The organism is Segeticoccus sp. (assembly GCF_035708005.1).
Window position 1 is genome coordinate 1 of the sequence record NZ_DASSTI010000078.1, and the last position, 11,731, is coordinate 11,731.

The 11,731-nt window shown below is 68.4% G+C and carries 9 protein-coding genes; 4 read left to right on the plus strand and 5 right to left on the minus strand.

The window, feature by feature from the left end:
* The 5 genes from VFL99_RS08775 to VFL99_RS08795 all read right to left on the minus strand — a co-directional run.
* Positions 1-2,037: tripartite tricarboxylate transporter permease (locus tag VFL99_RS08775; protein ID WP_325105965.1), on the minus strand; the 2,037-nt coding region annotated here is incomplete at its 3' end.
* 25 nt (positions 2,038-2,062) lie between these two features.
* Complete coding sequence (locus tag VFL99_RS08780; protein ID WP_325105966.1) at positions 2,063-3,172, minus strand: Bug family tripartite tricarboxylate transporter substrate binding protein; 1,110 nt, start codon at positions 3,170-3,172, stop codon at positions 2,063-2,065.
* Positions 3,169-4,383, minus strand: a complete 1,215-nt coding sequence (locus tag VFL99_RS08785) for a 2-methylaconitate cis-trans isomerase PrpF family protein (protein WP_325105967.1) — start codon at positions 4,381-4,383, stop codon at positions 3,169-3,171. The genes VFL99_RS08780 and VFL99_RS08785 overlap by 4 nt, the downstream gene beginning before the upstream one ends.
* Positions 4,384-4,481: 98 nt before the next feature.
* Complete coding sequence (locus VFL99_RS08790; protein WP_325105968.1) at positions 4,482-5,456, minus strand: LysR family transcriptional regulator; 975 nt, start codon at positions 5,454-5,456, stop codon at positions 4,482-4,484.
* Positions 5,457-5,469: 13 nt separating this feature from the next.
* On the minus strand, positions 5,470-6,174 hold the full coding sequence (locus VFL99_RS08795) for a GntR family transcriptional regulator (RefSeq protein ID WP_325105969.1): 705 nt from the start codon (positions 6,172-6,174) through the stop codon (positions 5,470-5,472).
* A 121-nt stretch (positions 6,175-6,295) separates the two neighbouring features.
* On the opposite strand from VFL99_RS08795, the gene VFL99_RS08800 reads away from it, so the two are divergent.
* The 4 genes from VFL99_RS08800 to VFL99_RS08815 form a co-directional block, all read left to right on the plus strand.
* Positions 6,296-7,432: an isocitrate/isopropylmalate dehydrogenase family protein gene (locus tag VFL99_RS08800; protein WP_325105970.1), complete on the plus strand. Its 1,137-nt coding sequence runs from the start codon at positions 6,296-6,298 to the stop codon at positions 7,430-7,432.
* A gap of 62 nt (positions 7,433-7,494) precedes the next feature.
* Positions 7,495-8,871, plus strand: coding sequence for an FAD-dependent tricarballylate dehydrogenase TcuA (gene tcuA / locus VFL99_RS08805; RefSeq protein ID WP_325105971.1), 1,377 nt, complete (start codon positions 7,495-7,497; stop codon positions 8,869-8,871).
* Positions 8,861-9,949, plus strand: a complete 1,089-nt coding sequence (gene tcuB, locus VFL99_RS08810; RefSeq protein ID WP_325105972.1) for a tricarballylate utilization 4Fe-4S protein TcuB — start codon at positions 8,861-8,863, stop codon at positions 9,947-9,949. Before tcuA ends, tcuB begins: the two co-directional genes overlap by 11 nt.
* An 807-nt stretch (positions 9,950-10,756) precedes the next feature.
* On the plus strand, positions 10,757-11,731 hold a 975-nt coding region (locus tag VFL99_RS08815; protein ID WP_414713735.1), incomplete at its 3' end, for an ATP-binding protein.

Here is an 11,731-nt window from a genome sequence, read left to right on the forward strand (position 1 = left end):
GAGGCACACCGCGACCGCGGTGTAGGCGACTGTCCGCCCGAGGGAGAGCCTCGAGACCCGGATGAGGAACAACGGGACGTAGATCAGGGCCGCGACCACGAATCCGAGGAAGTAGACCAGGAGGACGAAGAGCAGCAGCCAGCCGAAGGCGAGACAGGTCTGTGACACCTGCAGATTCCACGCCGGCACGCGCCGTTGTCCACGTACGACGGCGACGACCTCGCGGCCCAGGAGCAGGGCGGTCAGGGCGATTCCCAGCAGGGCCACCAGAACCGGCATCAGGCGTGCACGGGACGGATAGCCCTCCCCCACCACCAGAGCCGCGATGAACGTTGCCAACGTCAGGGATGCAAAGATGAGTGGCCAGATCGACTTGGCCAGGCCACCCTCTTCTCCGTCGTCCTCGGCCGGCCCGCTCGCCCCGTCGCCACCATCAGGCTGTCCGCTGGCAACCCCGCCTGTGGGCGCTGAACCGCGGCCACCCGCCGTGGCGCCCACCAGTGCTGGCTCAACGACCTGCTCCTGCACCATGTCGGAGCCCGTGGTGTGCGTGCTGGGGATTCGGCCCCGCTGGCGGACCCACCGCACGGCCCGGAGCACCACGGGGACGGCGAGGATGACGAACATGACGATGACGAAGGGCCGCCGGATCCATTCGCCCGTGGTGTAGAGATTGTCGGTCAGGAAGTAGTACCGCTCCATGGGCACGCTCAGGATGAACCCGATGAGAAGTGGTGCGCGGGGGAAGTCCGCCTGCTTCATGACATAGCCGATGACACCGAGGACGAGCATCGCCACGATGGCACCGAACTGGCCCGACTCGGTGTACGACGCGACGAGCATGATCAGGAGCAGGCCGGGGGCGAGGTACTGGAATGGCACGAAGCTGAGCCGTGCCAGCGGCTTCGCCAGGAAGAAGCACACGACCGAGCCCACGACGCTGGCGATCGCGAAGGACCACACCACGGTGTACATGACGTCGAGGTGGTTGGTGATCATCTGCGGCCCGGGTTGGATGCCGTAGGCGAGCAGGGCGCCCAGCAGCAACGCTGCGGGGGCACCACCGGGTATGCCGAACAGGAGGGTCGGGATGAGGTCGCCCGCCTCGACGGAGTTGGCCGCGCTCTCCGCGGCAACCAGGCCGCGAGGATTCCCGCGGCCGAAGGACTTTCGCTCCTCCCCCTTGGCCGTGGCGGCGGCCTGGCCGTAGGCCATGTAAGTTCCCGCCGTGGCGCCCAGACCCGGCAGGACGCCGGCCCACATGCCGACCAGCACACCGCGGAGGGTCATCTTCCACTCTCGGAGGGCCTCCTTGGCACCCTGCAACCAGCCACCGCCGACGTCGATCTTCTCGGCGATCGCGGTCTTCCGGGCGACCATGTGCGCGATCTCGGCCAGGCCGAACAGGCCCAAGGCAAGCGGGATCAGTCCGACACCATCGAGCAACGAATCGGCTCCGAACGAGTACCGATAGACCGCTGCTGCCGGGGCGGCACCAATCATGCCGACCAGCAGGCCGAGTCCCGCCGAGACCAGCCCCTTGAGCATGTTCCCCTTGGACAGCAGCGCCGCCAGGCTGATGCCGAGGATCGTCAGCATGAACAGCTCGGGCGATCCGAAGGCCAGCACGAGGGGCTCGGCAATGGGGATCGAGAAGGTCAGCCCCACCGCACCGAGCGTCCCGCCGATCATGGAAGCGACGAAGCACAGCGAGAGTGCCCGAGCCGCTTGTCCCTTGCGCGCCAAGGCGTTTCCGTCGGGCATGATCACGGCCGCCGAGGCGGATCCCGGCACACGCAGGAGGATCGCCGTGATGACATCGGAGTGGTGCACCACCGCCACCGCTCCGATGAGGATCGGCAGCGACTGGTGCGGGTCCAAGGTGATGACGAACGGCAGCAGGATCCCGACCGCCGCTGTACCGCCCAGACCGGGAAGCACCCCCATGGCGAGTCCCGCGACCACGCCGATCGCGAGCAGGAGAATCGTGCCGGGGTTGGCGAACCCCGCCAGCGCCGTGAGCGCGGCATCGAGCATGATGGTGCTTCCTTCGGTCCGACGGTTACTGAACGCTGGTGTGGTACTCGGACTTCAACATGTCGAACACGTACTTCTTGACCGAGTCCGAGATGTGGAAGGCCTTGTTCAACGACGTCTTGACGTCAGGCCCCGAGTACAGCGGGTAGTCGCCCAGGGAGTCCTTGCGCTGCTGGTCGAACTTCTGGTCCTTCTTCAGGGCGGGCACCGCTTCGATGACTGTCTGCCGGACGCCCTTGGGGGTCTGTGGCGTTGCCCACACGCTCTTCTCGAACGCGAACCCGGCGGCGAGGAAGGCCACGTAGGCCTTGTAGGCGTCACCGGAGGGCTGCTGGCCGTAGAGCTTCTCGTAGACCTCCGGGACCGTGGGCAGGCTCTTGAAGTTCGGGTCGCGAACCACGTTGCCCTTCTTGTCCAGGACGCCGAAGCTCATCAGCGGCACAGCCGTGCCCTTGTCCACCATGGGCTTGACCTCCGTGAGGTATGCCGAGGTGGTCTGGTAGTCGATGTTGGTTTCGCCCCGCTGCAGGGCCAGCCGAGCAGGTCCTCGCCCCTCGAACCCGAACGTCACCTTGGGATGGAGCTTCAGCATGTTGAAGGCGAGCAATGTGCTCAGATCCAGTCCCGTGGCGCTGATACCGCCGTACGACAGGTGTTTGGGCGGGTTCTTCAGGTCCTCGACCGAGGTGATTCCCGAGTCCTTGGAGGCATAGATGACGCCACCGGTCCCGGCAATGATCAGCGGCTTGAGCTTGTTGAAGTCGTACTTCACCTGGGGCACGTCGAGCAACCACTGGTAGGTCGTCGTCGCCGACGCCACAAGGAGCTGGGAGCCGTCATTTGGGTTCTGCTTCACGAACTGGTTGGTTCCGGTGATGCTCTCGCCACCCTCCCGGTTGACCACCTGGATCGAGGGGTGGCTGTCCACCGCATCCTTGAGGGCCGGCGCCAGGACGCGAGCGAAGGTGTCGGTGCCGCCGCCGGCGGCGAATGGCACGATGAGCTGCACGCTGCTGGGAAGCTTCGCCTCATCGGCACCTCGCGCTCCCCCGCCACATGCGGCGAGGGTGAGCGAGCAGCTGATGGCAACACCGGCCGTCGCCGCGACCGTCTTGCGTCGTCCGAGGGACATCATCGGGACACCTCCGTGGTGATGGGTTCTTTGTCGAGTTGGGTCTGCTGGGAAATGCGGGGGCGGACATCTTGCGCCAGGTACTGGTCCGGAACGAGGACGTGTCCGTCCATCAGACGCCGTGCGGTGCGGTAGGCGGACACCGAGGGCACCGTCCACGCCTCACCGACGCGGCGCACCGTGGCCTCGAGCGGCATGACGCCGGCGGGGTGACCGACGCGCACCCGGTTGCCGTCTCCCAGGGAAACCTGGTGCGGGATGGTGCCCGGAATCATCGTTGCCACCGCGGTGCAGATGCCGCCTGTCAGGGCGAAGGTCCGGTGCAACCGCCCCATGGACATCATCGATGCCCGAATGGTGTGGTCCTCCGGTGCCTGTTCGGTGCCGTCGGTTCGCGTGTAACGGGTCGGCGGGCCGACGAACGTCATCTTGGGCACCGACGGGCTCGTGGCGCTGGCGCTCGACGCATTGGGGCTGATCCCCGCAAGCACGCCCGCGTGGGCGCGGACCGCCTCGATGCGAGCGAGCAGGCTTGGGTTGCCGTCGATCTCGTCTGGTGTCTCCTGCCCGGTCAAGCCCAACGCGTCCCACCTGACGAACACCAGCGGGTTGGCCGCGTCGACGAGGCTGACCTCGACGGTTCCCACGCCGGGGACCTCCAAAAGGTCGGTCGGGTTGCCCGTGGGCAGCAGGGACCCGGTGACCGAGCCGTCGGGCTCCAGGAACTCGAGACGAAGCGGAGAACCGCCGCGTGGCACGCCCGGGACGTGGAAGTCACCGGCCGGGCTGAATCGTCCCTCATGGGTCGGGACGTGGGCCACGATGACTTTGCCCGTGTTGACGTTGAGGAACCGCACGATGGTCTCCGGATCGGTCGCGGTGACGAGCCCCTCGTCGACGGCGAAGGGGCCCACGGCCGAGGAGATGTTGCCGCAGTTCCCCCGACGGTCGATCAGCGGCTTGTCGATGGAGACCTGACCGAAGTGGTAGAGCACGTCGACACCGAGGTGTCGACCGTCGGAGATGACCGCGACCTTGCTGGTGCTCGACGTCGCGCCCCCGATCCCATCGACCTGCCGGCGCCCCGGGTCCGGACTGCCGTAGGCGGCCAGGATGAACCGGTCCCGGAGCTGCTCGTCGGCGGGCAGGTCCTCGGCGTGGAAGAAGAGGGCTCGACTGGTTCCGCCGCGCATCAGGACAGCTGGGATCCGCACTCTCTGTACCTACTTTGCATGCAACTTGGACTCGGGATGCACGCCACCTTCATGCACGCAGGCGCGTGAAGTCAATCGCGACTTCGTTTAGGGGGAGTTCACTTCTGCTTAAGGCGCACTGCCGGCTGACGAGGGGGACGCCGACCTCCCGGAGCCCCGACGCCGCGCACGCACACCTCGGCACCCACCGCCCTGAGCAGCTCGGACATCGCCCGCTCCGCCGGCGTGGCGGCGCGGCCCTTCAGCGTGGCCAGGAGGATCCGTCGACGAGGAGCATCTGCTCCCAGTGACAGCACCGCGACGTCGTCGCGCAGGTTGGCCAGGGCCAGGCCCGGCGCCAACGCCACCCCGAGCCCCACGGCGACCATGGCCTGGGCCTCTTGGTAGTCGTTGGCTTCGAAGGCGATGGAGGGCTCGAAGCCCGCGGCGTGGGCCGTGCGCGACAGCACCTCTGCCACCGGGTGGTTCCCGCCGCGGGTCACCCAGTCCTCACCGGCGAGCTCTGCCATCCGGACCGAGCTCCGCTTCGCCAGCGGATGGCGCGCGGAAACCACCACGGCGGTGGGGTCCTGGGCGATCTCGGTCAGCTCGAGCCACGGGACGTCGATGCGGGACCAGTCGTAGTCCCACAGCAGCGTCATCTCCACCCGTCGTCGCTCCAGGTGGTCGAGCAACTGCTCGAGCCGGGCGCTCAGCACCTTCAGGGACACATGCGGATGCTCTTGGCGGAAGCGCGTGACCGCGACGGGCAGCAGGGACGACGCCACGGTGGGAAAGGTGCCCAGCCGCAAGGATCCCGCCCGTAGCCCGGCGATGTCGTCGAGCTCGCTCTGCAGCGCTGCCAGTTGGTTCTCGATGGACAATGCGTGCCGGACGATGGCATGGCCGGCGTCCGTGAGCGTCACCCCTCGGGTATGCCGTTCCAACACCGGCTGGCCCACCTCCGCCTCCAGCCGGCGGACCTGCTGCGAGATCGCGGATGTGGTGTAGAGCAGGTCGGCGGCGGCGCCGGTCATGGAGCCCCGTCGCGCAATCGCCACGAGCACCCGGAGACGGTCGAACTCGAGCGCCATCCCGATCTCCTGCTCAGCCGCCGAGCAGCACGGCGATCCGGATCTCCCGCGCGCGACGCATGTGCGCCCTGGCCAGGCGCTCGGCGGTCTCGGCATCCCCCGCCTCGATGGCACGCACCACACCGTCGTGCTCCTGGATGACCTCGCACGGCCGACCGGGGTGGTTCAGGGTCGACTTCGGGAGGCGGCGAACCGCGTGCTCGACCTGACCCAGGAAGCGGTCGAGGTAGGTGTTGCCCGCCCCGTGGCGGAGCGCGCGGTGCCACTCGAGGTTCAACTTGGACAACGCCGGGACATCTGCCGCCTCGGCGGCCTCCTCCATGCGGGTGCCGATCTCGTCGAGGGACTTCACGAGCGCAACGCTCGGATGCCCTGCCGCCAACCGCGCGGTCAGTCCTTCCAAGTTCTCCCGCACCACGTAGAGGGCAAGGATGTCCTCGAGCGAGAGGGGCGCCACCACGGTCCCGTGGTTGGTGGTCTTGACCGCCAACCCCTCGTCGGACAGCCGACGAAGGGCCTCGCGCACCGGCGTGCGGCTCACCTTGAAGGCGGCAGCCAGCTCATCCTCCCGAAGCCACGCACTCGGGGGCATCAGCCCGTCCAGGATCGCCTCGCGAAGGGCGTCGGTGATCGCTTCGGTCGTTCGGCCACGCAGCACTCCCCCCGGCAGAAACTTCGGGAGCAGCTCGTATGGCGGGCGGTCCGGTGAGTCGTTCACGGCAGCACGGTAGCGGTTCTTTTCAAGCCGTGCCCAGAACGGGTACAGTCTCCGCGCAGTTTGCATGCAATGTGGATGCGAGCAGTGCGTGACCGCCGACCAGCACCATCCAGGAGCCGCGATGACCTTCCCCGACCCCGGCCTGTCGCCCGCGACGGACCCCGCGCGTCGCGAGCCGTTGCGGGTGGCACTGATTGCAGGCGACGGCATCGGCCCCGAACTCGTCGACAGCGCGGCGCGCGTCCTCGCGGCGGCTTCGCAAAGCGTGGGTGAGGACGTCTGCTTCACGGAAGAACCGGGAGGTGCCTCCACGTACGAGGAGACCGGCGTCGCGATGCCCGCTGAGGTGCTTCAGCGTCTGCGCACCTGCTACGACGCCGTCCTGAAGGGGCCCGTCGGGCTCCCCCACGTCCGCCACGCCGATGGCACGGAAGCGGGACTGCTCGGCGGCATCATGCGCACCGGACTGGACGCCTTCGCGAACGTCAGGCCGATGCGGCTGCGTCCCGGGGTGCACACCCCGGTCCGCCACGCTCCCAACGACATCGACTACGTCATCGTGCGCGAGAACACCGAGGGCCTCTACCTCTCACGCGGCCTGGGAGTCGTGACGCGTGACGCCGTCTCCGACCAGCTGATGCTCACCCGGCGGGGGTGCGCGCGGATCTGCCGATATGCCTTCGAGCTGGCCCGCCAGCGCCACGGGGCTCCTGGGGACGGAGTGCGCCGAGTGACCTGCGTCGACAAGAGCAACGTCCTGCGCAGCTACGCCCTCTTCCGCGAGGTCTTCGACGACGTCGCCGAGGCCTACCCCGACATCGACACCGACCATCGCTATGCCGATGCGGCCGGGCACGACCTCGTCGCGAACCCGAGTCACTTCGACGTCATCGTGACGGAGAACTTCCTCGGGGACCTCCTCAGTGACGTCGGCGCCGCCACCGTGGGTGGGCTGGGCATGTGCCCTTCCGGCAACATCGGGGACGGCGTCTCCTACTTCGAGCCCACCCACGGCTCGGCCCCGGGTCTCGCGGGCCAGGACCGGGCGAACCCGCTCTCCCAGATCCTCTCCGCCGCAATGCTGCTGCACCACTGTGGTCGCGACCGCGGGGCCCAGGTCATCGAACGGGCTGTGACGGACGCCCTCGCCTCCGGTGAGATGTCGCTGACGCCGCACCAGACCCCGGTTGGCGGCACCGAGCAGGTCACCCGGACGGTGCTCGACCGCATCAACCAGACAGGTGGCAACGCAGCATGAGGAAATCTCCTACCACGAGCCCCGATGCCAGCGCCCTCCTGGACCGCTCCACGGTCTGGGACGTGGTCGTGATCGGCGGCGGAAATGCTGCCCTCGTCAGCGCCATGAGCGCACACGACCAAGGAGCCAAGGTTCTGGTCCTTGAGCGCGCGGACCGCACGTTCCGAGGAGGCAACAGTCGGCACACGCGGAACATCCGCTGCGTCCACCAGTCCGCGGACGCCTACAACACCGGGGCCTACCCCTTCGAGGAGCTCTGGCGGGACCTGTGCGGTGTCGGCACGGGGCCAAGCGATGAGCACCTGGCCGAGCTCACCGTCCGCGAGTCCGAGACCGCGCCGGAGTGGATGACCGCCCACGGCGCGCTCTGGCAGCCGCCCTTGGCGGGCACCCTGCATCTGGGGATGACGAACCGGTTCTTCCTCGGGGGCGGGAAAGCGTTGATGAACGCCTACTATCGCCAGCTCGCGCGCCGGGGCGTTCCGGTTGCCTATGAGACCACGGTGGAACGGCTGTGCTTCGAAGGAGACCGCTGCAGCTCGGTCCTCGTCAGGAACGGCGGGCAGACCCACCGCATCCGGGCGCGCGCAGTCGTGTGCGCCAGTGGGGGGTTCGAGGCCAATCTCGACTGGCTCGGGCGCTACTGGGGTGACGCGGCACGGAACTACCACATTCGGGGACCACGATTCAACGACGGCCTGGTCCTGCAGCAGCTGCTCGACAACGGCGCCGCCGTGGCAGGTGAGGAACGTGGCTTCCACTCGGTTGCGGTGGACGCCAGAAGCCCCAAGTTCGACGGGGGAATCGCCACCCGGATCGACTCCATCCCCTTCGGGGTGGTGCTGAACCGGGATGCCGAGCGCTTCTACGACGAAGGCGAGGACATCTGGCCCAAGCGCTACGCCATCTGGGGGCGCAACCTTGCGGGCCAGCCCGACCAGATCGGCTACTCGTTCTGGGACTCCAAGGTCCAGGGACGTTTCCTACCACCGATGTACGGCGTGCACCGGGCCGACACCATCGGGAAAGTCGCCGCGGCCATGGGTCTGAATCCTGCGGCCGCGGAAGACACCATCACCGGGTTCAACCGAGCGGTGCCGCCCGATGCCGCGCAACGCTTCGATCCGACCACGCTGGACGGGGTGGCGACCCGCGACCTCCTCCCCGTCAAGTCCAACTGGGCCCAACCACTCGACACGCCGCCCTACTACGGCATCGCGATGCGGCCCGGGATCACGTTCACGTACATGGGAGTCAAGGTGAGCAGCCGAGCAAGGGTGCAGTTGCAGGACGACAGGGAGTTCGTCAACGTGTTCGCCGCCGGCGAGATCATGTCCGGAAACGTCCTCTCGTCGGGGTATCTGGCCGGATTCGGCATGACGATCGGCACCGTCTGGGGTCGCATCGCGGGACGAGAGGCGGCCCGCTATGCCCTTTGAGGAGCTCTTCGCCGAAGCAGAACGCCAGCTGAACATCTGCAACTCGTGCCGATACTGCGCCGGCTACTGCCCGGTCTGGCCCGCGCTGGAGCTGCGGACGGAGCTGGGTCGAGCCGACATCACGCATCTGGCGAACCTGTGCCACGACTGCCAGGACTGCTTCACCGCCTGCATGTACACCCCGCCACACGAGTTCGGCGTCAACCCACCGGCCGTCTTCTCGAGCGTGCGGGAGGACACCTACCGCCGTTACGTCTGGCCGCAGCACTCACCCGCCTGGTTGCGCGGGAGGGTGGGCCTCGGCGTGGCCTTCGCGGCTGTCGCCGCGCTCCTGGTCCTGCTCAGCTTCGCTACCGGACGCGGCGAGGTCTTCGCGGGACCGACCCGCGGCTCGGCATACGAGCTCGTCTCCCACACCCTCATGGTGGTGGTCGTTGCCGTCCCCGCCCTCGTCTCTGTCCTGACGTTGGCACGGGCGGCGTGGCTCTACTGGCGCGACATCCACGGCCCCCTGGCGCCGCTGCTCGATCTGCCGTCGTGGCGCTCCACCCTGCGCCAGGTGGCCACCCTCCGCCACCAAACCGGAGGCGCAGAAGGCTGCTCGTATCCCGAGGGAGAGCCCTCGGCGGTCCGCCGGCGCTTCCACCACCTGGTGATGTACGGGTTCCTCCTGACGTTCATCTCCACCACGTCGGCGGCCATCCTCGAGCAGTTCTTCGACGCCCAGCCGCCCTATCCGTACCTCTCGGTGCCGGTCCTCACAGGCCTTGTCGGCGGTGTCGCGGCCACGGCAGGGTGCTCAGGACTCATCGTCCTCAAGCGGCGCTCGGACCACTTGCAGTCCACCGAGGGCATGCGTCGCGCGGACTACGCCATGTTGTGGGCGCTCCTGCTGCTCATGCTCACGGGCCTGGTGGTGCTCTTCGGGCGGTCGACGATCATCTTCGCTCCGGCCTTGGTGGTCCACCTCGCCGCCGTGGTGGTGGCCTTTGCCGTCGCGCCATACACCAAGTTCGTCCACTGGATCTATCGGCTCCTGTCCGTCCACAAGGACAACGTGGAGCGCGGGAACCGGTGACCGCAAGGCGACGAGCGCGGCATACCTGTCACTGGATGTTGGCGCTGTACGGGCGCGGGTTCCTGTCGGTCACCCAGCGTTTCCCCCTGCGTCCCTTGCATCCTCCCCCGCGACCTCCGGGAGCGTCATTGCCATCGCAATCCCATCAAAGCGGAGGCAAGCAATGTTCACCTCATACGTCATCACCGTGGCTTTGGCCGACGAGCGTATCGCCGATCTGCGCGCGCAGGCTGACCCATGGCGGTTGGCCCACGGCGACGGGGACGTGAGGGGCACGGGCACCGTCGTGCGGGCCCGGCGCCCTCGCCTCCTGGCACTGAGCTGGTTGCGGCGTTGGGCCGGGCAGCGCAGGGGCACGGACCGGACGCTCGCCGTTGGTCGGTGAGCTGCTCGCCCGGCGGTCCGCGGCCGCAGCGCAAGCAGCGACGGCTCGGACCGCTGATGTCGATCGATGGCGGGAGCCTGTCGGCGTGATGGTGGCGGGCGTACGCTGGTCGGCGCGGGACGACCTGTCTCTCCCCCGGTTGCCCGATGCCGATTGCTCGCGTTCACCGGGTCAGCGGCGGACGGCATCCGTTCCGTACCGGTTGGCCGGGTCGCGCACGTGACCCGACCGTGCACGGCGACGGGCGAGGTCGGGTGCGCATCGTGGGTCGAGGTGAGTACGGACTCCGAGTGGAGACGGCTTGGCCACGGCCTCGCACCGGATTGGTCGGGCGCGAGGAAGAACTGGTGGCCGTCCGTTCCGCCCTCCAGCACTCACGGTTGCTGACGCTGACCGGACCAGGTGGTGCCGGTAAGACACGGTTGGCGCTGGCGGCCGGGGCGCAGGCACGCGCGCCGGCTGGTGCGGCGTGGGTCGAGCTGGCCGAGGTGGTCGACCCGCATCTGGTGACCGAGACGGTCCGCACGGTGCTGGCCGTGCCGGGTGCCTCCGGAAGCGCCACCCAAGCCATCGTGGAAGGAGTCGGCGACGCGGAGTTGCTGCTGGCGCTGGACAACTGCGAACACCTGACCGCGGCGACCGCGACCCTGGTGGATCAGCTGCTGGAAGGCTGCCCGCAACTTCGGGTGTTGGCGACCAGCCGGGGACGGCTCGGGGTGGAGGGCGAGCAGATCTGGCCGGTGGCGCCGCTGGCCGCGCCGGACCGCGAGCAGGTGAGCGTGGATGCGGTTCGGGCCGCACCGGCCGCGCGGTTGTTCGAGCTGCGGGCCCAAGCCGTGGACCCGGCGTTTGAGATCACCGATGCCAATGCTGCGGCGGTGGGGCGGTTGTGCCGTCGTCTGGACGGCCTGCCGCTCGCGGTGGAACTGGCGGCCGCCCGTATGCGGATGCTCTCGGTCGAGCAGGTGCTCACCGGTCTGGACGACGTCTTCCGGCTGTTGTCCGGCGGCCCGCGCACCGGTCCGGCCCGGCACCAGAGCCTGCGGGCCACCCTGGACTGGGACCATGACCTGCTCAGTGAAGGCGAACGGGTGCTGTTCCGCCGGCTCGGAGTGTTCCCCGGTAGCTTCGACCTGGCCGCCGCCGTGGCGGTCGCCGGCCCCCGTGAGCTCGGCGGCGGGCCGGTCGGGGCCGAGCTGGTCGATCTGCTTGCCGGGTTGGTCGACCAGTCGCTGGTAACCGTGCGCCGGGTAGCCGGGCAGGTCCGGTACCGGCTGCTCGCCCCTGTCCGCAGCTACGCCCGCGAACACTTGGTGATCGCCGGTGAGCAGGCCACCGTCGCGGGCGCGCACTTGGACCACTACGCCGCACTGGTCGAGCACAGCCAGCCACTGCTG

Bases quoted from the DNA above. Each gene is read 5' to 3' on its own strand.
- VFL99_RS08780 (WP_325105966.1), bottom strand. From the start codon at position 3,172: ATGATGTCCCTCGGACGACGCAAGACGGTCGCGGCGACGGCCGGTGTT.
- VFL99_RS08790 (WP_325105968.1), bottom strand. From the start codon at position 5,456: ATGGCGCTCGAGTTCGACCGTCTCCGGGTGCTCGTGGCGATTGCGCGA.
- tcuB (WP_325105972.1), top strand. From the start codon at position 8,861: ATGCCCTTTGAGGAGCTCTTCGCCGAAGCAGAACGCCAGCTGAACATC.
- VFL99_RS08800 (WP_325105970.1), top strand. From the start codon at position 6,296: ATGACCTTCCCCGACCCCGGCCTGTCGCCCGCGACGGACCCCGCGCGT.